Raw genomic sequence first — 20,626 nt, 5'->3', positions numbered from 1 at the left:
TGCGGACAAGCGCTCGAGTTCACGGCGCGATGGGTGCCAGGCTCTCGGCCGGTGCCGGGGTGCCGTCGGGCGTCGGATCCCCTTCGGCGATGTCGGCGTGTGCCGGCCGGCTGTCCCTGCGGACCAGTGCGGCGTAGCGGCCGTCCTGCCCGAGCAGTTCGTCATGGGTGCCGCGCTCGGTGATGCGCCCGGTGTCGAGGACCACGATCTGGTCCGCGTCCCTGACGGTGGAGAGCCGGTGCGCGATGGTGATCGTGGTGCGTCCCTCGGAGAGGGCGTCGATGGCCTGCTGCACCGCGTGCTCGGTGCGGGTGTCCAGCGCGCTGGTCGCCTCGTCGAGAATCAGGACGGGCGGGTCGCGCAGGATGGTCCGGGCAATCGCCAGCCGCTGCTTCTCGCCGCCGGAGAAGCGGTATCCGCGCTCGCCGACGAGAGTGTCGTAGCCATCCGGGAGCGAGGCGATGTGGTCATGTATCTGGGCGGCGCGCGCCGCTGTGCGTATCTCCTCGTCCGTGGCGTCCGGCTTGGCGAAGCGCAGGTTCTCCGCCACGGAGGCATGGAAGAGATAGGTCTCCTGGGACACGACACCGACCGCGCGGGCGAGGGTGTCGAAGTCCACGTCCCGTACGTCGACGCCGTCGAGCAGGACCCGGCCGCCGGTCACGTCGTACAGCCGGGGTACGAGATAGCTGAGCGTCGACTTGCCGGAGCCCGTGGGCCCGACGACGGCGAGGCTGCCCCCGGCGGGAACCGTCAGATCGATCCCCCGGAGCGTCATGCCGTCCTTGTCGTCATAACTGAAGTCGACGCCGTCGAACCGCACTTCGCCGCGGACCTTGTCGATCCTGACCGGCCGCTCGGGCTCGGTGATGTCGACGGGCAGATCGAGGTATTCGAAGATGCGCTGGAAGAGGGCGAGCGACGTCTGCATCTGCACTCCGGTGGAGAGCAGGCTCACGGCGGGCCGGAAAAGGCCCTGCTGGAGCGAGACGAAGGCGACGAGCGTACCGATGGAGACGGCGGTGCCACCGGTGCCCAGCGCGATGCCCGCGGCCCAGTAGATGACGGCCGGCATGGCGGCCATGACGATCCCGATGGTCGACATCCGCCACCGGCCGGCCATGTTGGAGCGCACTTCCAGGTCGACCAGGCGCTCGGACTCGTCGGAGAAGGACTTCGTGAGCGAGTCGGCGCGCCCCATCGTGCGGCCGAGGAGGATGCCGCTCACCGAGAGCGACTCCGTGACGGTGGCGGCCATCGTGGCCATCTGCCGCTGGCGGTCCGTGGTGATCTTCTTGCGCTCGCGGCCGACCATCCGGCTGATCCAGACGAACACCGGCAGCAGGACCATCGAGACGGCGGTGAGCCGCCAGTCCAGCGCGAGCATCGCGACGACGGAGGCGACGACGGCCGTGAGGTTGGAGACCAGGGAGGTCGCGGTGGAGGTCACGGTCGCCTGCATACCGCCGATGTCGTTGGCGATACGGGACTGGACCTCTCCGGTCCTGGTCCTGGTGAAGAACGCGAGCGGCATGCGCTGCAGCTGGGTGTAGACGCCGGTCCGCAGATCGTGCATGACCCGCTGGCCGACCGTGGTCGAGATCAGGGTCTGCAGCACGCCGAAGACACTGTTGACGACCGCGGTGAGGATCATGCCGAGGGCGAGCAGACTGAGCAGTCCGGTGCGGCCCTGCGGGATCGCGGTGTCAAGGATCTCGCGGAGCATGAACGGCGAGGCGACCGAGACCAGCGACGAGGCGCCGACGAGCAGTCCGACGACGGCGAGCCGGCCGCGGTAGGGGCGGAAGAGACCGAAGATGCGGCGCAGCTGGGCGGGTGGCTCCGGCTGCCCCGAACCCTCGGAGCGGGGCGAGGGGGTCCAGGTGGATGATTCGGGTTTCATGAGCTCCTTCGACGGGTGAGGGGCTTCGACGGACAGTTCGCCACACAGGTGGAACAGTGCGGACTTTGCAGAGCTTAGCTCACTGTTACCTATGTTCACAATGAGCCTTGTCCTGATATTATTCCGCCATGAGCACCCCCGACGTCGACGGCATGCTGGCCGAGCAGCTGCTGCGGCTGACCCGCCGGCTCCACCGCATCCAGACGCGGCAGATGGAGCCGATCGGCATCACTCCGGCACAGGCCCGGCTGCTGCGCACCGTCGCGTCGTACGACAGGCCGCCGCGGATGGCCGACCTCGCGGAGCGGCTCGAAGTGGTGCCCCGCGCCGTGACCAGCCTGGTCGACGGGCTGGAGGCGAGCGGCTCGGTGCGGCGCGTGCCCGATCCGACCAACCGCAGGGTGGTGCGGATCGAGCTGACCGAGACCGGCCGGGCCACGCTGAGATCACTGCGCGTCGCGCGCCGGTCGGCGGCGGAGGACATCCTGGCCCCTCTGACCACCGAGCAGCGCGAGGTGCTGGGCGGACTGTTGTCGACTCTGGTCGACGGAGGTCATGAGCACCAGCGCCGCTGCTGACCGAGCCCGGCGCTGACACCGAAGCCGACACCGACACCGAAGCCACTGTCCCCCGTCTGGGTGCATCCGCGCTGTTCATTCCAGGCCCCGTGCGGGCGGCCCCAGCTGGCTCGTTCTGGCTCCTGCTCGGAAAACCCATTGCCCCGGGCGCTCCAAAAGGGCGAACCTTGCACGGTTTGGGCCACCCACGAGCCATGGGACATCATGCAGATTCGCGACCTTCCGTATCCCGATCCAGGGGTTCCCGATGCTCGGTCAGGCCCCCGGTTCCTGCTGTGGCTCGGACGCAGTCAGCTGGGCGGCCAGCTCAAAGCCGTGTGCTGGGGCCTGCTGCACTTCGCCGGCATCGCCGGCCTGTCGGCGTGCGCCGGGCTCGCCGTCCAGGCGGTCATCGACCGCTCCGGCGGCCGGCTCGCGCTCGCCGGCGGCCTCATCGCGCTGTTCGGCGCCGCCATCGCCGTCGGCGACACCATGCTGCACCGCACCGCCGTCACCAACTGGATCACGGCGGCCGCACGCGTCCAGCAGCTGCTGGCCCGCAAAACCGCGGAGCTGGGCTCCGCGCTGACCCGACGGGTCGCCGCCGGCGAGGTCGTCGCGGTCTCCACCGGCGACGTCGAGAAGATCGGCTGGTTCGTGGAGGCGCTCTCGCGCTTCCTGGCCGCCGCCATCGCGATCGTACTGATCTGCGTCGGCCTGGTCCTGTACCTGCCGGAGCTCGGCACGATGATCGCCGTCGGCGTGCCGGTGCTCGCCCTCGCGGTGCTGCCGCTGCTCCCCCGCGCCACCCAACGGGCCGACATCCAGCGCGAGAAGGCGGGCAAGGCCACCGAACTGGCCTCGGACACCGTCGCCGGCCTGCGGGTGCTGCGCGGGATCGGCGGCGAGGAGCTGTTCCTCGGCCGCTACCGCGCCGCCTCGCAGGAGGTGCGCAAGGCCGCCGTCCGCAGCGCGCGTATGTGGTCGCTGATCTCGGCGATCCAGGTCCTGCTGCCGGGCATCCTGCTGATCACGGTCGTCTGGTACGGAGCCCGTCTCGCCCTGGACGGACGCATCGAGGTCGGCGGTCTCGTGACCGTCTACAGCGCGGTGACCCTGCTGCTCTTCCCGCTGCGGCACTTCGAGGAGATCGCCATGGCGTACTCCTTCTCCCGGCCGTCCGCCAAGCGCGCGGCCCGGGTGCTGTCGCTGGAGCGGACCTCGTTCGAGGACGAGCGCGGCGGTCTCGACGACGCCCGGCCGACCGGGGATCTGTACGACCCCGCCACCGGCCTGCTCGCCCCGTCCGGGCAGCTGACCGCCGTGGTGTGCGGCGATCCGGACGCGGCGGGGCGGCTCGCCGAGCGGCTGGGCGGCCACGCGACCGAGGAGGAGAAGAGTCTGTCGGTGCTGCTCGGCGGGGTGGCGCTGGACGATCTCCCGCTGGACGCGGCGCGGGCCAGTGTGCTCGTACAGGACAAGGACCCGGTCCTGCTGTCAGGGACGCTCACGGAGCTGCTGGACATCCCGGCCTCCGGCGCTGTCGACGCGGAACAGGCGCTGGAGGCCGCCCAGTGCGGGGATGTCCTCGAAGCGCTCGTCCAGGCGTCGGTGGACGGCAGCGGCGATCCGATGCGGTCCAGGATCACCGAGCGGGGCCGCTCGCTGTCCGGCGGGCAGCGTCAGCGGCTGGCGCTGGCCCGTTCGCTGGTCACCGATCCGGAGGTGCTGGTGCTCGACGAGCCGACCTCCGCCGTCGACTCGCACACCGAGGCACGGATCGCGGAGAGCGTGAAGGCGCTGCGGTCGGGCCGTACGACCGTGGTGTTCGCCTCCTCGCCGCTGCTGCTGGACCGCGCGGACCGGGTGGTGTTCGTCCACGAGGGCAAGGTCACGGCCGTGGGTCTCCACCGCGAGCTGGTACGCGGCGACGCCGACTACCGCGCGGTCGTCACCCGCGAGACCGAGGACGAGCAGCACGCCGGGCAGGACTCCCCCGCCGGCGAGGAATCCCCCACCGAGCAGGAACACATCATGACGCCGGCTTCACCGCGGGCACGGGAAGAGATCGAGGAATCAGCATGATCGGCCTGGCGCCTCCGGCGTACGACCCGGCGGCCCCGGCGTCGGCGACGACCCTGCCGGTGGGCACACCGGCGACCGTACGGGCCTATGTGCGGGAGCTGCTGAGCAGACACCGCAAGGCGTTCATCCTGCTCGTCACCGTCAATGCCATCTCGGTGATCGCCTCGATGGTCGGTCCCTATCTGCTCGGCGGCATCGTCGAGGACCTCTCCAACGGCGCGCGCGAACTGCATCTGGAGCGCGTCGCCGTGGTGTTCGCGGTCGCGCTGGTCGTCCAGACCGTGTTCGTACGGATGGTGCGGCTGCGCGGGGCGATGCTCGGTGAGGAGATGCTCGCGGATCTGCGGGAGGACTTCCTCGTCAGGGCCGTCGGGCTGCCGCCCGGCGTGCTGGAGCGGGCCGGCACCGGCGACCTGCTGTCCCGGATCACCACCGACATCGACCGGCTGGCGAACGCCATGCGCGAGGCCGTGCCGCAGCTCGCGATCGGCATCGTGTGGGTGGCGCTGCTGCTCGGCGCGCTGACCGTCACCGCGCCGCCGCTGGCGCTCGCGGTGCTGCTGGCGCTGCCGCTGCTGATCGTCGGCTGTCGCTGGTACTTCAAGCGGGCGCCCTCGGCGTACCGCTCGGAGGCCGCCGGATACGCGGCTGTCGCGGCGATGCTCGCCGAGACGATCGACGCCGGCCGGACCGTCGAGGCGCACCGCCTCGGCGGGCGCCGGGTGGCGCTGTCGGAACAGCGGATCAAGGAGTGGACCGCGTGGGAGCGATACACGCTCTGGCTGCGGTCGGTGCTGTTTCCGGTCATCAATCTCACCCATGTGACGATCTTCCTGGCGGTGCTGGTGATCGGCGGGGTCTTCGTCCTGCAGGGCTGGATCAACGTCGGTCAGCTGACGACGGGCGCGCTGTTCGCCCAGATGCTGGTGGACCCCGTCGGTCTCATCCTGCGCTGGTACGACGAACTCCAGGTCGCCCAGGTGTCCATCGCGCGGCTCGTCGGGGTGCGGGACATCGAGCCCGCCGCGGGTGACGCGTCGGTCGTGCCGGAAGGGCGGGACGTCAGCGCGGACGAGGTGCACTTCGGCTACCGCGAGGGCATCGACGTACTGCACCGGGTGACGCTGAACGTCAGCCCCGGTACCCGGCTCGCGCTGGTCGGTCCTTCGGGCGCCGGGAAGTCGACGCTGGGCCGGCTGCTCGCGGGTATCTACGGTCCGCGGACGGGCCAGGTCACCCTGGGCGGGGCGGAGTTGTCCGAGATGCCGGCGGAGCGGGTGCGGGAGCATGTCGCCCTGGTCAACCAGGAGCATCACGTGTTCGTGGGCTCACTGCGCGACAATCTGCTGCTGGCCCGCACGGGCGCGCAGGACGCCGAGCTGTGGGCGGCCCTCGGCGCGGTCGACGCGGACGGCTGGGCGCGGGCGACGGACAAGGGCCTGGACACCGAGGTCGGTTCCGGCGGTACGGCCCTGACTCCCGCGCAGGCGCAGCAGATCGCGCTGGCCCGGCTGGTGCTCGCGGATCCGCACACCCTGGTGCTGGACGAGGCGACCTCGCTGCTGGACCCGCGGGCGGCCCGGCATCTGGAACGCTCCCTGGCCCGGGTGCTGGACGGCCGTACGGTCGTGGCCATCGCGCACCGGCTGCACACCGCGCATGACGCGGATGTGATCGCGGTGGTCGAGGAGGGCCGGATCACCGAGCTGGGCAGCCATGACGAGCTGGTGTCGGCGGACGGCGCGTACGCGGCGCTGTGGCGGTCCTGGCACGACTGAGCAGGACTGAGCAGGGCTGAGCGGGGCTGAGCAGAGCCGCGCACGGTCGGCCCGGGCGAGCACGGGGGGCTCGTCCGGGCGGGCCGTGCGCGGCGGTCAGATGAAGCCCAGCGCGGCCGCGCCGCCCAGCCCGCCCAGCAGCATGAAGGCCGGCATCAGCACCTTCATCTCCACCCAGGCACCGGCCCGGAAGCGCAGGGCCTTCGGCGGGCCTATCGGGTACCAGCGCTTACGGCCCAGCGGTATGGGCCACAGGATCGGGCAGCCCGACACCGTCAGCGCGTCACCGATGTCATGCACGAGCGCGCCCAGGACGATCGGCAGGCCGAGCCAGAGATATTCCTGGCCGGGGCCGGTGAACAGCCAGGCCGCGCCATTGCCCGGCTTGTCCAGGATGTCCGCCAGCATCCAGGCGCTGGTGGCGCCGAGCAGCCAGACGAGCACATCGCTGGAGACCCGGGCGGCCCGCCACAGCAGGCCCTCCACCGCCAGCACCAGATGGACGAAGAGGATGAAGAGCACGGCCCAGCGGCCGCCGGATATCGCCAGCGCCGAGGCGCCACCACCGGTCAGGACCGCCCAGAGCCAGGTGTGGGTCAGCGTGCGGTGCCCGCCGGTGCGGCGGGGGTCGCCCGGCTTCCTGGTCGCCTTGTAGACGGAGTACGACAGTTTGTCGACGATCTCGCAGAGCGCGCGCGACACCGGACCGAAGGCCCGGGAGATCGTCGCGGCCTTGTGATCGAGGTCGGGAGCGAGGGCGGCACCCGCGCAGATCAGGGCGCCGACGACGAGGACCGGCCACGGCATCTCGTATCCGGCGGCGGCCGCGGCGGCACCCACCCCCAGCCAGGCCGCTGCCCCTGACAGAGAGTGTGCCGGTCCCATCATGGTCGTACCCGCCCCATTGCAGTGGTGATGAAGCCCCGTGTGCTGAAGCTCAGTTGACAGGGCAGCGTATCGCCCATGATCTTCGGCCCGCCGTCCGGTTCCCTGATCCCGGCGGAAGCCAGGCAAGATGGGGGCGTGACCCTTATCGATCAGCTGCCGCCGGATGCCGACCCCGATGCCCTCTTCGAGGCTTTCTCCTCCTGGGCCGAGGGCCAGGGCCTCACGCTCTATCCGGCTCAGGAGGAAGCGCTGATCGAGGTGGTCTCCGGGGCCAATGTGATTCTGTCCACCCCCACCGGCTCCGGAAAGAGCCTGGTCGCGGCGGGTGCGCACTTCACGGCGCTGGCGCAGGACAAGGTCACCTTCTACACCGCGCCGATCAAGGCGCTGGTCTCGGAGAAGTTCTTCGACCTGTGCAAGCTTTTCGGCACGGAGAACGTCGGCATGCTGACCGGCGACGCCTCCGTCAACGCGGACGCACCGGTGATCTGCTGCACCGCCGAGGTGCTGGCGTCCATCGCGCTGCGGGACGGCAAGCACGCCGACATCGGCCAGGTCGTGATGGACGAGTTCCATTTCTACGCGGAGCCGGACCGTGGCTGGGCCTGGCAGATCCCCATTCTGGAACTGCCGCAGGCACAGTTCATCCTGATGTCGGCGACCCTCGGTGATGTCGCCCGCTTCGAGGAGGACCTGACCCGCCGCACGGGGCGGCCGACTTCCGTCGTACGGTCCGCGACCCGGCCGGTCCCGCTGTCGTACGAGTACCGCCTCACCCCGATCACCGAGACGCTGACCGAGCTGCTGGAGACCAAGCAGGCGCCGGTCTACATCGTGCACTTCACGCAGGCCGCCGCCGTCGAGCGGGCGCAGTCGCTGATGAGTATCAACATGTGCACGCGCGAGGAGAAGGACCGGATCGCCGATCTCATCGGCAGCTTCCGCTTCACCACCAAGTTCGGCCGCAATCTCTCTCGTTACGTACGGCACGGCATCGGGGTGCACCACGCGGGCATGCTGCCCAAGTACCGGCGGCTGGTGGAGAAGCTCGCCCAGGCCGGTCTGCTGAAGGTCATCTGCGGTACGGACACGCTGGGCGTCGGGGTCAACGTCCCCATCCGTACGGTGCTGTTCACCGCGCTCACCAAGTACGACGGCACGCGCGTGCGCACCCTGCGGGCACGGGAGTTCCATCAGATCGCGGGCCGGGCGGGCCGGGCCGGGTTCGACACGGCGGGCCTGGTCGTCGCGCAGGCGCCCGAGCATGTCGTCGAGAACGAGAAGGCGCTCGCGAAGGCGGGCGACGATCCCAAGAAGCGCCGCAAGGTGGTCCGCAAGAAGGCCCCCGAGGGCTTCGTCGCCTGGTCGGAGACCACCTTCGACAAGCTCATCGGCTCCGATCCCGAGCCGCTGACCTCCCGCTTCCGGGTCACGCACACCATGCTGCTGTCGGTCATCGCCCGTCCTGGCAACGCCTTCGCGGCGATGCGCCATCTGCTGGAGGACAACCACGAGCCGCGCAAGCAGCAGCTGCGGCACATTAGGCGGGCCATCGCCATCTACCGTTCGCTGCTGGACGGCGGGGTGGTGGAGCGTCTGGAGACCCCCGACGCGGAGGGCCGTATCGTCCGGCTCACCGTCGATCTCCAGCAGGACTTCGCGCTCAACCAGCCGCTGTCCACCTTCGCGCTGGCCTCGTTCGAGCTGCTGGACCCCGAATCGCCTTCGTACGCGCTGGACATGGTCTCGGTCGTGGAGTCCACGCTCGACGATCCGCGGCAGATCCTCGCCGCCCAGCAGAACAAGGCGCGCGGCGAGGCGGTCGCCGCGATGAAGGCGGACGGCGTCGAGTACGAGGAGCGGATGGAGCGGCTCCAGGACGTCTCGTACCCCAAGCCCCTGGAAGAGCTGCTCGTCCACGCCTACAACGTGTACCGCACCAGCCATCCGTGGGTGGGTGACCATCCCGTCTCGCCCAAGTCGGTGATCCGGGACATGTACGAACGGGCGCTGTCCTTCACGGAGTTCACCTCGTTCTACGAGCTGGCCCGCACCGAGGGCATTGTGCTGCGCTATCTGGCGGGCGCGTACAAGGCGCTGGAGCACACCATTCCGGACGACCTCAAGTCGGAGGATCTGGAGGATCTCACCGCCTGGCTCGGCGAGATGGTCCGTCAGGTCGACTCCAGTCTGCTCGACGAGTGGGAGCAGCTGGCCAATCCGGAGGTGGAGACCGCCGAGCAGGCGCAGGAGAAGGCCGACCAGGTCAGGCCGGTCACGGCCAACGCGCGCGCCTTCCGGGTCCTCGTACGCAACGCGATGTTCCGCCGGGTGGAGCTGGCCGCCCTGGACAAGGTCAACGATCTGGGCGAGCTGGACAGCGAGTCGGGCTGGGACGCGGACGCGTGGGGCGAGGCGATGGACGCGTACTGGGACGAGTACGAGGACCTGGGCACCGGACCCGATGCCCGCGGGCCGAAGCTGCTCGCCATCGAGGAGGACCCGGAGCACGGCCTGTGGCGGGTCCGGCAGGCCTTCGCCGACCCCAACGGCGACCACGACTGGGGCATCAGCGCGGAGGTCGACCTCGCGGCCTCCGACGAAGAGGGCCGCGCCGTCGTGCATGTCACGGCCGTCGGCCAGCTCTGAGAACGGGAGAACACCGAACCATGACGAACCCCGCCGAGCGGCTGGTCGATCTGCTCGATCTGGAGCGGATCGAGGTCGACATCTTCCGCGGGCGCAGCCCCGACGAATCGTTGCAGCGGGTCTTCGGCGGGCAGGTCGCCGGCCAGGCCCTGGTCGCGGCCGGCCGCACCACCGACGGAGACCGCCCGGTCAACTCGCTGCACGCGTACTTCCTGCGGCCGGGACGCCCGGGTGTCCCGATCGTCTATCAGGTCGAACGGGTCAGGGACGGACGGTCGTTCACCACCCGCCGCGTCACCGCCGTCCAGCAGGGCCGCACGATCTTCAATCTGACGGCCTCCTTCCACCAGCCGGAGGAGGGCGGCTTCGAGCACCAGCTGCCGCCGCGCCTCGACTTTCCCGATCCCGAGACGCTGCCGACGGTCTCCGACGAGGTACGTGAGCATCTGGGCCGACTGCCCCAGTCCCTCGAGCGGATGGCCCGGCGCCAGCCGTTCGACATCAGATACGTGGAGCGGCTGCGCTGGACCCAGGAGGAGATCAAGGACGCGGACCCGCGCAGCGCGGTGTGGATGCGCGCGGTGGGGCCGCTGGGGGACGACCCGCTGGTGCACACCTGCGCGCTGACGTACGCGAGCGACATGACGCTCCTGGACGCGGTCCGTATCCCGGTGGAGCCGCTCTGGGGGCCGCGCGGCTTCGACATGGCGTCGCTGGACCACGCGATGTGGTTCCACCGCCCGTTCCGCGCGGACGAGTGGTTCCTGTACGACCAGGAGTCACCGATCGCCCGGGGCGGCCGGGGCCTGGCCCGGGGCCGGATCTACGACCGGGAGGGCCGGCTGCTGGTCTCCGTCGTACAGGAGGGCCTGTTCCGGCGGCACGACGACGCTTCGTAGCGCGACGGACCTGCGTCGTCGCTGTCAGACGCCGGGGATCGGGTCCTGGTCGGCCTCGCGCCGCCGGGTCCTGATGTCCGGCGCGGGCGGATGGAGCTTGGCGTCACAGGCGGGGCCGAGACCGGTACGGCGCGATGCCGCACCGGTGAGCGGCCTGCCGCACATACCGCATCTGACCGGACGGCGGGCGCCGCCGTCCGGTTGCGAGCCGGGCAGCCGGTCGTCGCCGGAGCCGGGCAACCGGTCGTCGCCGCGCCGTGATTCGTGCCTGTCCGAACTGTGCATGTCCCAGCTGTACCAGCCCGCCTGCGGCGGCGCTCACGCGCGGGTCCACAATGAAGCGAGAACGCCGGCCCCGAGGAGATCTTGATGACTCTGTACGACATCCCGCTGCACACCCTCACCGGTGAGCCCACCACCCTGGCCGCCTACCAGGGCCGGGCCGTGCTGCTGGTGAACGTCGCGTCCAAGTGCGGTCTCACCCCGCAGTACGCCGGGCTGGAGCGGCTGCAACAGCAGTACGGGGACCGGGGCTTCACCGTCCTCGGCGTGCCCTGCAACCAGTTCGCGGGCCAGGAGCCCGGCGACGCGGAGGAGATCCAGACGTTCTGCTCGGCGACGTACGGGGTCAGCTTCCCGCTGCTGGAGAAGACGGACGTGAACGGGGAGACCCGGCACCCGCTGTACGCGGAGCTGACGAAGACCGCCGACGCGGAGGGCGCGGCCGGGGACGTGCAGTGGAACTTCGAGAAGTTCCTGCTCTCGCCGAAGGGCGAGGTGGTCGCCCGCATCCGCCCCCGCACCGAGCCGGAGGCCCCGGAGGTCGTCGCGGCGATCGAGGCGCAGCTTCCGGCCTGACGGCGGACCGCCGGGGCTGCCGCCGCGCGTGAGCGGCCCCGGCCCCGCGAAGATCCGCCGGACAGGGCCTAGCGGATCGGCATGCCCGACAGGGTGCGGGCGATCACCAGGCGCTGGATCTCGCTCGTGCCCTCGAAGATCGTGTAGATCGCGGCGTCCCGGTGCATGCGCTCGACCGGGTACTCGCGGGTGAAGCCGTTGCCGCCGAGGATCTGCACGGCCTGCCCCGTGACCGCCTTCGCGGTCTCACTGGCGAACAGCTTCGACATGGAGCCCTCCGCCGAGGTGAACGGCTTGCCGGTCGCCGCCATCCAGGACGCACGCCACACCAGCAGCCGGGACGCGTCGATCCGCGTACGCATGTCGGCCAGCTGGAACGCGATGCCCTGGTTGTCGATGATCGGACGGCCGAACTGGCTACGCGTCCTGGCGTAGTCGAGCGCGACCTCGTACGCCGCCCGCGCCGTGCCCACCGCCATCGCGCCGACCGCCGGGCGGGAGGCCTCGAAGGTGGCCATGGCCGCGTTCTTCACCCGCTCGCCCCCCGGCGCCGCCGCTCGCTCCCGCGCCCGGGCGAGACGCTCGTCCAGCTTCTCCTTGCCACCGAGCAAGCAGTGCCCCGGCACCCGGACGTCCTCCAGGACGACCTCGGCGGTGTGGGAGGCGCGGATGCCGTGCTTCTTGAACTTCTGGCCCTGGGAGAGACCGGGGGTGGCCGGCGGGACGATGAAGGAGGCGTGGCCCTTCGAGCCGAGAGCCGCGTCGACCACGGCGACCACGACATGGACGTGGGCGATGCCGCCGTTGGTGGCCCAGGTCTTGGTGCCGTTGAGCACCCACTCGTCCTTGGCCTCGTCGTACACCGCGCGGGTACGCATGGCGGACACGTCGGAGCCCGCGTCCGGCTCCGACGAGCAGAAGGCGGCGACCTTCACGTCGTCCGCGTCGCCGTACATCTGCGGGATCCAGGTGCCGATCTGCTCCTCGGTGCCGTTGGCGAGGACCCCGACGGCCGCCAGGCCCGTACCGACGATCGACAGGGCGATGCCGGCGTCACCCCAGAACAGCTCCTCCATCGCCATGGGGATACCGAGGCCCGTAGGGTCGAAGAACTGCTGGGCGTAGAAGTCCAGGGAGTAGATGCCGATCTTGGCGGCCTCCTGGATGACCGGCCACGGCGTCTCCTCACGCTCGTCCCACTCGGCGGCGGCCGGGCGGATGACGTCCGCGGCAAAACCGTGGAGCCACTCACGGACCTGCTTCTGGTCGTCATTGAGATCGAGCGTGAACTCGGTCATGGTGCCCTCCAGCACTCCATCGCCTGCATATGTTACTTAAGGTAACAGCAGTCTGTTACTCGCAAGTAGAGGATGTCAACCGGCAACAACCTGGTCAGCATTGACGGCGGCAACGGTGTTACGTTGCCCAGGCGTCACGCAATCGCACGGGCGGGGAGACACCATGGAGACCACACAGCAGGCCGAGCAGCAGCGGTCGGCGCGACAGCGGCGGCGCCAGCTGCTGGAGGCCGCCGACCGGGTGGTCCTCCGGGACGGTCCGCACGCTTCCATGAACGCCATCGCCGCCGAGGCGGGCATCACCAAGCCGATTCTCTACCGTCACTTCGGCGACAAGGGCGGGCTGTACCGGGCGCTCGCCAAGCGCCACACCGACGCGCTGCTGGACGCCCTGCGGACGGCGCTCGACGCGCCCGCCGAGCGGCGCGAGCGGGTCGAGGCGACGCTCGACACGTATCTCGCCGCGATCGAGGCGCGTCCCCAGGTCTACCGCTTTCTCATGCATCCGGCCGAGGACACCCAACTGCCCGAGCAGGGCTTCGATGTCGGCCGCCATTCGGCCCCGCTGCTGCGCCGCCTCGGTGAGGAACTCGCCAAAGTCATCGAGGACCGGGTCGACCTCGGTCCCGGCAGCGAGCAGCTCGCCCGCGTCTGGGGGCATGGCATCGTCGGCATGATGCACGGCGCCGGCGACTGGTGGCTCGGCGAACGCCCCTGCTCACGGGAGCAATTGGTGCGCAGCCTGGCCGATCTGCTGTGGGGCCGGCTGGCCGAGGTCAGCGACCGCGCGGGCGGACCCGGCTTCTGAGCGGCCCGGAGATGGACCGTGCGGGTTACGAGCCGGTGGCCCAGGGCGCCCGGCGCGCGGCCCGGAGCGCCCTGGAGCGCCGCCATCCGCTGAGCCGGTCGGGGTAGACCATGCCCTCCAGATGGTCGCACTCGTGCTGCAGACAGCGGGCGAAGAAACCCGAGCCGCCGATCCGTACCGGTTCACCGTCCTGGGTGACACCCTCCACCACGGCATGGTCGAACCGCTCGGTCCCGGCCTCGATGCCCGGCAGCGACAGACAGCCCTCGGGGCCACGCAGCGTGATGCCGTCCGCCTCCGTGAGGCGCGGGTTGACGACGTGTCCGAGATGCCGGACGTCCTCGTCGTCGGGACAATCGAACACGAACACCCTCAGCGGCACGCCTATCTGGTTCGCCGCGAGACCCACCCCCCGGGCGGCGTACATCGTGGCGAACAGATCCTCGACCAGGGCGCCGAGCGCCGGTCCGAAGTCCGTGACGGGCTCACAGGGCGCGCTCAGCACCGGATCGCCGAACAATTTCATGGCGTGTACTCGCCCGGTACTGCCGGGGATCGGACGGTTTCGCATGACGGTCAGGGTACGGTCCACAGTGACCTCCGCCTTCTGCCCGGTGCCGCGGTTCGGGCCCCTGGCCGGATCTCGATAGGCTGACCCACGGACCGATGCGAGGAGGACCAAGGACGATGTCAGGCAACACGGAGCCGCTGTCGCCGCGGGCCAAGCTGGCCGTGACGGCGGGCAAGGCCGCAGCGGCGGTGTCGCGCGCAGCTGGGCGCGGCAGCGGATCGGTGATCGGCGGCAAGGTGGCGCTCAGACTCGACCCCGATCTCCTGGGGCGGCTCGCGCAACATCTGGACGTCATCCTCGTATCCGCGACGAACGGCAAGACCACGACGACGCGGCTGATCGCCGAGGCCCTGCGGGCCGCGGGGCCCGTCGTGTCGAACGCGCTGGGCGCCAACATGCCGGCCGGGATCACCTCGGCCCTCGCGGGCGGTTCCGACGCACGGTACGGCGTGATCGAGGTGGACGAGAAGTACCTCGCCGGTGTGGCGCGCGACACAACGCCCAAGGCCATCGCGCTGCTCAACCTCTCCCGCGACCAGCTCGACCGCGCCGCGGAGACCCGGATGCTCGCCGAGAAGTGGCGCGAGGGCCTGGCCGGCACGAAGGCCATCGTGATCGCCAACGCCGACGACCCGCTGATCGTCTGGGCGGCCTCCTCCTCGCCCAATGTGGTGTGGGTGGCGGCCGGGCAGGAGTGGAAGGACGACGCCTGGTCCTGCCCCTCCTGCGGCGGTGTGATGCAGCGCCCGGGCGACGACTGGTTCTGCGGCGAGTGCGGATTCCGCAGGCCCCCGCCCAGCTGGGCGCTGCACGGCGATCATGTGCTCGACCCGCACGGCTCCGCCTGGCCGATCCACCTCCAGCTGCCCGGACGTGCGAACAAGGCGAACGCGGCGACGTCCGCCGCCGTCGCGGCGACCTTCGGGGTGCCGCCGCAGGTGGCGCTGGAGCGGATGTACCAGGTGCAGGCCGTGGCCGGCCGGTACGACGTGGTGTCCTTCCTCGGCCGTGACCTGCGGCTGCTGCTCGCCAAGAACCCCGCGGGCTGGCTGGAGACCTTCTCCCTCATCGATCCGCCGCCGACCCCCGTTATCCTCGCCGTGAACGCCCGTGGCGCCGACGGCACGGACACCTCGTGGCTCTGGGACGTCGACTACACCCGGCTCGCCGGGCATCCGATCTTCGTCATCGGCGACCGGAAGCTGGACCTCGCCGTACGTCTCGAAGTGGCCGGTCTGGACTTCCGGGTCTGCGAGACGGCCGACGAGGCCGTGCAGATGGCCCCGCCCGGACGGATCGAGGCCATCGCCAACTACACCTCGTTCCAGGATCTGCGCCGCCGCGTCGGCAACTGAGACCCAGGGACACCCGACCCCGGCCGCCGACGAACGACCCCGGCCGCCGACCCCCCGACGGACCGACGGACACCCTGAAGGACGAGCGAGCATGAGTGACAACGGCCTGCGCCTGGTGTGGATCTACCCGGACCTGCTGAGCACCTACGGGGACCAGGGCAATGCCCTGGTGGTGGAACGCCGGGCCCGCCAGCGCGGTCTGGGCGTCACCCGCGTGGACGTGCGCAGTGACCAGCCGGTGCCGACCTCCGGCGACATCTATCTGATCGGCGGCGGCGAGGACCGGCCGCAGCGGCTGGCCGCGGAGCGGCTGCGCCGGGACGGCGGGCTCAGCCGGGCCGTCTCCAACGGCGCGATCGTGTTCTCGGTCTGTGCCGGCTACCAGATCCTGGGCCATGAGTTCATCAATGACCTGGGCGAGCGCGAGGCCGGCCTCGGGCTGCTCGATGTGGTGTCCACCCGCGGCGAGGGCGAGCGGTGCGTCGGTGACGTACTGGCGGACATCGACCCGCGGCTGAATCTGCCGCAGCTGACCGGTTTCGAGAACCATCAGGGCATCACGCACCTCGGTCCGTCCGCGCGGCCGTTCGCGCGGGTCCAGCTCGGCCGGGGCAACGGTACGGGCGACGGCACCGAGGGCGCGTACAACGACACCGTCTTCGGCACGTACATGCACGGTCCGGTGATGGCGCGCAATCCGCAGATCGCGGACCTGCTGCTGAAGCTGGCCCTCGATGTGAACGCGCTGCCGCCGACGGACGACCGCTGGTACGAGGCGCTGCGTGCGGAGCGGGTCGCCGCGGCGGTCCAGCCGGCCTGACGGCTGCCCGGAGCCTGTCCGGAGCCTGTCCAGCAGTCGGACGCGGTTTTCGGTACCGCCAGGGCACGCCGGTAGGCTGGCCGCCATCTGGCCGGACGATGGAGTCCGGCCGTCGTCCCTCGTTGCAAAGGTATTCCGGGCCATGCGAATTGGTGTGCTCACCTCAGGCGGCGACTGCCCAGGCCTCAACGCCGTGATCAGGTCCGTCGTACACCGCGCCGTCGTCGACCACGGCGACGAGGTGATCGGCTTCCACGACGGCTGGAAGGGCCTCCTGGAGTGCGACTACCGCAAGCTCGACCTGGACGCGGTCGGCGGCATCCTGGCCCGCGGCGGGACCATTCTCGGCTCGTCCCGGGTCCAGCCCGCGCATCTGCGGGACGGGGTGGAGCGTGCCAGGGGCCATGTGGCCGAGCTGGGTCTCGACGCGATCATCCCGATCGGTGGTGAGGGCACCCTCAAGGCCGCCCACCTTCTCTCCGACGCCGGGCTGCCGATCGTCGGCGTACCGAAGACCATCGACAACGACATCGCGTCGACGGACGTGACCTTCGGATTCGACACGGCCGTCGGGGTCGCCACCGAGGCGCTGGACCGGCTGAAGACCACCGCCGAGTCCCATCAGCGGGTACTGATCGTCGAGGTCATGGGCCGGCACACCGGCTGGATCGCGCTGCACTCCGGCATGGCGGCCGGCGCGCATGCCATCGTCGTGCCCGAGCGGCCCTTCGACATCGGTGAGCTGACCGAGCTGGTCGGCAAGCGCTTCTCGGCGGGCAAGCGGTTCGCGATCGTCGTGGTCGCGGAAGGCGCCAAGCCGCGCGAGGGCTCGATGGAGTTCGACGTGGGCATCAAGGACGTGTACGGCCACGAGCGCTTCGCGGGCGTGGCCCGGCAGCTCTCCATCGAGCTGGAGGAGCGGCTCGGCAAGGAGGCCAGGCCGGTGATACTCGGCCATGTCCAGCGCGGTGGCACCCCGACGGCGTACGACCGTGTCCTCGCGACCCGCTTCGGCTGGCACGCTGTCGAGGCCGCGCACCGCGGCGAGTTCGGCATGATGACGGCGCTGCGTGGCACGGACATCGTCATGGTCCCGCTGGGCGAGGCCGTGGAGACGCTCAAGACGGTGCCCGCCGAGCGGTACGCCGAGGCGGAGTGCGTGCTCTGAGCGCCGCCTGAATCCCTGGTACGGAGTACGACCTGGTGCGCACCAGGTCGTCACCGCCCCCGGTCGCAGCAGCGGCCGGGGGCGGTTCTAGTCTGGTGGGGACAACCGGCACGTATCAGGTCGGCCGGCCCCGGGCCGGCGCGTACCGGGCCGGCGGGTAGCAGGCACGTCCCACGGGAGCACACGGATGGATCACAGCGGGCACGGCATGACCATGGATCTGCCGCCGTTCACGCTGGGACGGGCGCTGGAGTACTCCCCGGACCTGTTCTTCCTGATCGGCTGTCTGCTGGGGCTGGCGCTGTACGGCTGGGGCGTGCTGCGGCTGCGACGGCGCGGCGACCGCTGGTCGGCCGGCCGTACCGTCGCCTTCACGCTCGGTGTGCTGAGTGTGGCGCTGGTGATGTGCACCGCGCTGAACGACTACGGCATGGTCATGTTCAGCGTGCACATGGTCCAGCACATGGTGATCAGCATGGTCTCCCCGATCCTGCTGCTGCTCGGTGCGCCGGTGACGCTGGCGCTGCGGGCGCTGCCGGTCGCGGGCCGCGGCCGCAAGGGCCCGCGCGAGCTGCTGCTCGCGCTGCTGCACAGCCGCTATGTACGGATCATCACGCATCCCGCCTTCACCATCCCGCTCTTCATCGCCAGCCTGTACGGGCTGTACTTCTCGCCGCTCTTCGACTTCCTGATGGGGTCGAAGCCCGGCCACCTCGCGATGATGGTGCACTTCCTCGCGGTCGGTCTGATCTTCTTCTGGCCGATCATGGGGGTCGACCCGGGACCGCACCGGCCCGGCTATGTGATGCGGATGCTGGAACTCTTCGCCGGGATGCCGTTCCACGCCTTCTTCGGCATCGCGCTGATGATGGCGAGCGAGCCGATGGTCACCACGTACCGCACTCCCCCGGCCTCGCTCGGGATCGACGCCCTCACCGACCAGAACGCGGCGGGCGGTATCGCCTGGGCGTTCAGCGAGATCCCGTCCGTGCTGGTCCTGGTCGCGCTGGTCTACCAGTGGTACCACTCGGAGCAGCGCCAGGCGACGCGTTCCGACCGGGCCGCGGACCGGAACGGTGACAAGGAGCTGGCGGAGTACAACGCCTATCTCGCCTCACTACAGGCCCGGGGCCAGTAGCGCGAACCCGTCGTCACGGGCGACGATGTCCTTCACGGGCGACGCGGCCTTCACGGCCACGGCCGGGAGGAGGACGTACATGTCCGGATCCACCAAGACGATGGGTGTCGTGACGGTCGGTGCGCTGGTCGTCGTGACGGGCTACACCGCGGCGCTCGGCAGCAATGGCTGGCTCTGGTTCGGGTGGGTGGTACTGGGCCTGGTCACGATCGGGATGATCGCCTCACGCGGCAACTGAGCGGGCGGCGGAATCATGCGGGGCTCACCCGACAGCGGAGCCCCGGACGGGTCCTGGGACCGGTCCGGGGCCGTATGCCCTCCTGGTCACGCGCTCACTTGGACTCGGTGACGCGGAGCGCGGGCTTCCCGTTCACGTTCGCCGGAGTCCCGTCGGTGCCGTGCTTGAGCGATTCGAGGATGGCCATGCCCTGGCCCACCAGGCCGGCCGCCATGTCGTTGACGCCGTCGGTGCCGTTGAGCACGGTCAGGTTCGCGCCGGACATGCCCCGGGAGGCCGCGTCGGCCAGCGCCGGCAGGTTCTCCACGATGCGGTTGGCCGCGATGAGTTCCTGGTTGCCGTCCTTCAGGGACGTGGCACGGGCGGTGTTCGCGTCGGCCTGCGCCTGAGCGAGGGTCCGCTCGGTGTACGCGCTGCCGTCCGCCTCGAACTTCGCCTGGTCACGGGCCGCTTCGGCCAGCGTGCGCTGCCGGTACGCCTCGGCGTCCGCCGGACGCCTGACCTCGGCCTCCAGCCGCTGGGCGGCCAGCTGCGCCTGACGCTGCGCCAGCGCCGTCTGCTCCTCGATGGTCTGCTGCGAGGCCCTGGCCTCGGCCAGCGGTCCCGCCTGGGCGGCGCGGGCGATGACCTGCTCCGTCTCGGCGTGGAAGCCGGCCCGCTTGATCCCGGTGTCCCGCTCGTACTCCGCCTTGAGAGCGGCCGCCTGCTGCTCGCGTTCCGACGCCTCCTGGTCCGACTTGGCCTGGGCGATCCGCGCCTGGCTCGCGACCGCGGCCGCGTGCGGGGCCGCCAGGTTGTTGATGTAGCCGGTGGCGTCGTCGATCTCCTGGATCTGCAGGGCGTCCACGACGATGCCGAGCTTCTCCATCTCGCTGTGACTGCCCTGCTTCACTTCCTGGGCGACCCGGTCCCGCTCACGGATGATCTGCTCGACGGTCAGTCCGCCGATGATGGAACGGAGGTGACCCGCGAAGATCCGGCCCACCAGCTCTTCCATCCGGTCCTGTTCGGCCAGGAAGCGCCGGGCGGCGTTGGCGATCGACACGGCGTCGTCGCCGACCTTGAACACGGCCACCGCGCGGACCTTGAGACGAATTCCCTGCTGCGTGACGCAGTCCTCGACGATTTCCGCCTCCCGCAGCGCCAGGGACAGCATGCGGGCCTTCTGCTTGATGGGCGTGACGAAGCTGCCATGGCCGGTGACGATCCGGAACTGGGTGTCCTGGGCCTGTCGCTTGGAACCGGATATGAGCATTGCCTCGTTGGGCGCGGGAACATGCCAGAAGAGCATGGGGGGCTCCTGTCGTACTTATGCTTATGCCTTTTCGTGCTTCTTAGGAAGGGAAGGGCTCCACGATCACCGACCGGGCCGAGATGGAGTCGACGACGATCACGCGAAGGTTTCTGCCGATCGGATGGGCGGCCCAGGCCGCGTACGCCTCGGACCCGCCCCGTACGGACACCAGCACCTCGCCGGGCCCGTCGGCCGGGATCGGAACGGTGACCCTGCCGATCGCTCCGACCGGGCTGTTCTGCGAGGAGTCATCTGCCACGCACATACGTCGTTGCTCCACCCGTTTCCCTCATGACGTCGCTCATGCCCCCAGGCGGAA

Annotated in this window: 19 protein-coding genes; 12 read left to right on the top strand and 7 right to left on the bottom strand. The window is 70.3% G+C overall.

Annotation, left to right across the window (positions count from 1 at the left end):
- Nucleotides 1-19 precede the first annotated feature (19 nt).
- Nucleotides 20-1,903, bottom strand: coding sequence for an ABC transporter ATP-binding protein (locus tag ACZ6MZ_RS28545; RefSeq protein ID WP_469355192.1), 1,884 nt, complete (start codon nt 1,901-1,903; stop codon nt 20-22).
- A gap of 128 nt (nt 1,904-2,031) precedes the next feature.
- On the opposite strand from ACZ6MZ_RS28545, the gene ACZ6MZ_RS28540 reads away from it, so the two are divergent.
- From ACZ6MZ_RS28540 to ACZ6MZ_RS28530, 3 genes are all read left to right on the top strand, one after another.
- Nucleotides 2,032-2,481, top strand: a complete 450-nt coding sequence (locus ACZ6MZ_RS28540) for a MarR family winged helix-turn-helix transcriptional regulator (RefSeq protein WP_384330908.1) — start codon at nt 2,032-2,034, stop codon at nt 2,479-2,481.
- A gap of 204 nt (nt 2,482-2,685) precedes the next feature.
- Nucleotides 2,686-4,545 carry an ABC transporter transmembrane domain-containing protein gene (locus tag ACZ6MZ_RS28535; protein ID WP_469355190.1) on the top strand — a complete coding sequence of 620 codons (1,860 nt, stop codon included), beginning with the start codon at nt 2,686-2,688 and terminating at the stop codon, nt 4,543-4,545.
- The gene (locus tag ACZ6MZ_RS28530) at nt 4,542-6,323 is read left to right on the top strand and encodes an ABC transporter ATP-binding protein (RefSeq protein ID WP_384180574.1); all 1,782 of its coding nucleotides are present in this window, start codon (nt 4,542-4,544) and stop codon (nt 6,321-6,323) included. The genes ACZ6MZ_RS28535 and ACZ6MZ_RS28530 overlap by 4 nt, the downstream gene beginning before the upstream one ends.
- Nucleotides 6,324-6,419: 96 nt before the next feature.
- On the opposite strand, the gene ACZ6MZ_RS28525 is transcribed toward ACZ6MZ_RS28530, so the two are convergent.
- Nucleotides 6,420-7,211, bottom strand: a complete 792-nt coding sequence (locus ACZ6MZ_RS28525) for a metal-dependent hydrolase (RefSeq protein WP_389790915.1) — start codon at nt 7,209-7,211, stop codon at nt 6,420-6,422.
- Between the two features lie 75 nt (nt 7,212-7,286).
- Here ACZ6MZ_RS28525 and ACZ6MZ_RS28520 point away from each other — a divergent pair, with 75 nt between their 5' ends.
- Both ACZ6MZ_RS28520 and ACZ6MZ_RS28515 read left to right on the top strand, forming a co-directional pair.
- A complete protein-coding gene (locus ACZ6MZ_RS28520; RefSeq protein WP_384180578.1) occupies nt 7,287-9,860 on the top strand; it encodes a DEAD/DEAH box helicase in 2,574 nt (857 codons plus the stop codon).
- A 20-nt stretch (nt 9,861-9,880) separates the two neighbouring features.
- A complete protein-coding gene (locus ACZ6MZ_RS28515; RefSeq protein ID WP_389677999.1) occupies nt 9,881-10,759 on the top strand; it encodes an acyl-CoA thioesterase in 879 nt (292 codons plus the stop codon).
- Between the two features lie 24 nt (nt 10,760-10,783).
- Here the strand turns inward: ACZ6MZ_RS28515 and ACZ6MZ_RS28510 are convergent, their stop codons facing one another.
- Nucleotides 10,784-11,044, bottom strand: a complete 261-nt coding sequence (locus tag ACZ6MZ_RS28510) for a DUF6011 domain-containing protein (protein WP_469355188.1) — start codon at nt 11,042-11,044, stop codon at nt 10,784-10,786.
- Between the two features lie 84 nt (nt 11,045-11,128).
- Here ACZ6MZ_RS28510 and ACZ6MZ_RS28505 point away from each other — a divergent pair, with 84 nt between their 5' ends.
- Nucleotides 11,129-11,617, top strand: coding sequence for a glutathione peroxidase (locus ACZ6MZ_RS28505; RefSeq protein ID WP_384180583.1), 489 nt, complete (start codon nt 11,129-11,131; stop codon nt 11,615-11,617).
- A 68-nt stretch (nt 11,618-11,685) separates the two neighbouring features.
- Here ACZ6MZ_RS28505 and ACZ6MZ_RS28500 read toward each other — a convergent pair whose 3' ends face one another.
- On the bottom strand, nt 11,686-12,915 hold the full coding sequence (locus tag ACZ6MZ_RS28500; RefSeq protein WP_469355186.1) for an acyl-CoA dehydrogenase family protein: 1,230 nt from the start codon (nt 12,913-12,915) through the stop codon (nt 11,686-11,688).
- 163 nt (nt 12,916-13,078) lie between these two features.
- On the opposite strand from ACZ6MZ_RS28500, the gene ACZ6MZ_RS28495 reads away from it, so the two are divergent.
- Complete coding sequence (locus tag ACZ6MZ_RS28495) at nt 13,079-13,723, top strand: TetR/AcrR family transcriptional regulator (RefSeq protein ID WP_384180587.1); 645 nt, start codon at nt 13,079-13,081, stop codon at nt 13,721-13,723.
- Nucleotides 13,724-13,748: 25 nt separating this feature from the next.
- On the opposite strand, the gene def is transcribed toward ACZ6MZ_RS28495, so the two are convergent.
- On the bottom strand, nt 13,749-14,294 hold the full coding sequence (def, locus tag ACZ6MZ_RS28490) for a peptide deformylase (protein WP_384180589.1): 546 nt from the start codon (nt 14,292-14,294) through the stop codon (nt 13,749-13,751).
- A gap of 116 nt (nt 14,295-14,410) precedes the next feature.
- Here def and ACZ6MZ_RS28485 point away from each other — a divergent pair, with 116 nt between their 5' ends.
- From ACZ6MZ_RS28485 to ACZ6MZ_RS28465, 5 genes are all read left to right on the top strand, one after another.
- Nucleotides 14,411-15,649: a Mur ligase family protein gene (locus ACZ6MZ_RS28485; protein ID WP_384180591.1), complete on the top strand. Its 1,239-nt coding sequence runs from the start codon at nt 14,411-14,413 to the stop codon at nt 15,647-15,649.
- Nucleotides 15,650-15,740: 91 nt separating this feature from the next.
- Entirely contained in the window at nt 15,741-16,469 is a 729-nt protein-coding gene (locus tag ACZ6MZ_RS28480; protein ID WP_384180593.1) for a type 1 glutamine amidotransferase, read from the top strand.
- A 142-nt stretch (nt 16,470-16,611) separates the two neighbouring features.
- Nucleotides 16,612-17,637 (top strand): 6-phosphofructokinase, encoded by a 1,026-nt coding sequence (locus ACZ6MZ_RS28475; RefSeq protein WP_389790920.1) that lies wholly within the window; start codon nt 16,612-16,614, stop codon nt 17,635-17,637.
- Between the two features lie 187 nt (nt 17,638-17,824).
- A complete protein-coding gene (locus ACZ6MZ_RS28470; RefSeq protein WP_469355183.1) occupies nt 17,825-18,775 on the top strand; it encodes a cytochrome c oxidase assembly protein in 951 nt (316 codons plus the stop codon).
- 79 nt (nt 18,776-18,854) lie between these two features.
- Nucleotides 18,855-19,013 (top strand): hypothetical protein, encoded by a 159-nt coding sequence (locus ACZ6MZ_RS28465; protein ID WP_384180599.1) that lies wholly within the window; start codon nt 18,855-18,857, stop codon nt 19,011-19,013.
- 94 nt (nt 19,014-19,107) lie between these two features.
- Here the strand turns inward: ACZ6MZ_RS28465 and ACZ6MZ_RS28460 are convergent, their stop codons facing one another.
- Both ACZ6MZ_RS28460 and ACZ6MZ_RS28455 read right to left on the bottom strand, forming a co-directional pair.
- Nucleotides 19,108-20,304: an SPFH domain-containing protein gene (locus ACZ6MZ_RS28460; RefSeq protein WP_384180601.1), complete on the bottom strand. Its 1,197-nt coding sequence runs from the start codon at nt 20,302-20,304 to the stop codon at nt 19,108-19,110.
- A 43-nt stretch (nt 20,305-20,347) separates the two neighbouring features.
- The gene (locus ACZ6MZ_RS28455; protein ID WP_384180603.1) at nt 20,348-20,572 is read right to left on the bottom strand and encodes a hypothetical protein; all 225 of its coding nucleotides are present in this window, start codon (nt 20,570-20,572) and stop codon (nt 20,348-20,350) included.
- Nucleotides 20,573-20,626: the final 54 nt, after the last annotated feature.

This window comes from Streptomyces sp. NPDC042201 (assembly GCF_055582185.1).
The sequence above is the reverse complement of the archived record's forward strand: the minus strand, read 5'-3'. Positions and strand labels throughout refer to the sequence as shown.

Coding starts and splice junctions, on each gene's coding strand:
- ACZ6MZ_RS28510 (WP_469355188.1), bottom strand. CDS start 11,044: ATGCACAGTTCGGACAGGCACGAATCACGGCGCGGCGACGACCGGTTG.
- ACZ6MZ_RS28515 (WP_389677999.1), top strand. CDS start 9,881: ATGACGAACCCCGCCGAGCGGCTGGTCGATCTGCTCGATCTGGAGCGG.
- ACZ6MZ_RS28485 (WP_384180591.1), top strand. CDS start 14,411: ATGTCAGGCAACACGGAGCCGCTGTCGCCGCGGGCCAAGCTGGCCGTG.
- ACZ6MZ_RS28525 (WP_389790915.1), bottom strand. CDS start 7,211: ATGATGGGACCGGCACACTCTCTGTCAGGGGCAGCGGCCTGGCTGGGG.
- ACZ6MZ_RS28520 (WP_384180578.1), top strand. CDS start 7,287: ATGATCTTCGGCCCGCCGTCCGGTTCCCTGATCCCGGCGGAAGCCAGG.
- ACZ6MZ_RS28530 (WP_384180574.1), top strand. CDS start 4,542: ATGATCGGCCTGGCGCCTCCGGCGTACGACCCGGCGGCCCCGGCGTCG.
- ACZ6MZ_RS28480 (WP_384180593.1), top strand. CDS start 15,741: ATGAGTGACAACGGCCTGCGCCTGGTGTGGATCTACCCGGACCTGCTG.
- ACZ6MZ_RS28475 (WP_389790920.1), top strand. CDS start 16,612: ATGCGAATTGGTGTGCTCACCTCAGGCGGCGACTGCCCAGGCCTCAAC.
- ACZ6MZ_RS28495 (WP_384180587.1), top strand. CDS start 13,079: ATGGAGACCACACAGCAGGCCGAGCAGCAGCGGTCGGCGCGACAGCGG.
- ACZ6MZ_RS28540 (WP_384330908.1), top strand. CDS start 2,032: ATGAGCACCCCCGACGTCGACGGCATGCTGGCCGAGCAGCTGCTGCGG.
- ACZ6MZ_RS28460 (WP_384180601.1), bottom strand. CDS start 20,304: ATGCTCTTCTGGCATGTTCCCGCGCCCAACGAGGCAATGCTCATATCC.
- ACZ6MZ_RS28455 (WP_384180603.1), bottom strand. CDS start 20,572: ATGTGCGTGGCAGATGACTCCTCGCAGAACAGCCCGGTCGGAGCGATC.
- ACZ6MZ_RS28505 (WP_384180583.1), top strand. CDS start 11,129: ATGACTCTGTACGACATCCCGCTGCACACCCTCACCGGTGAGCCCACC.
- ACZ6MZ_RS28465 (WP_384180599.1), top strand. CDS start 18,855: ATGTCCGGATCCACCAAGACGATGGGTGTCGTGACGGTCGGTGCGCTG.
- def (WP_384180589.1), bottom strand. CDS start 14,294: ATGCGAAACCGTCCGATCCCCGGCAGTACCGGGCGAGTACACGCCATG.
- ACZ6MZ_RS28535 (WP_469355190.1), top strand. CDS start 2,686: ATGCAGATTCGCGACCTTCCGTATCCCGATCCAGGGGTTCCCGATGCT.
- ACZ6MZ_RS28500 (WP_469355186.1), bottom strand. CDS start 12,915: ATGACCGAGTTCACGCTCGATCTCAATGACGACCAGAAGCAGGTCCGT.
- ACZ6MZ_RS28545 (WP_469355192.1), bottom strand. CDS start 1,903: ATGAAACCCGAATCATCCACCTGGACCCCCTCGCCCCGCTCCGAGGGT.
- ACZ6MZ_RS28470 (WP_469355183.1), top strand. CDS start 17,825: ATGGATCACAGCGGGCACGGCATGACCATGGATCTGCCGCCGTTCACG.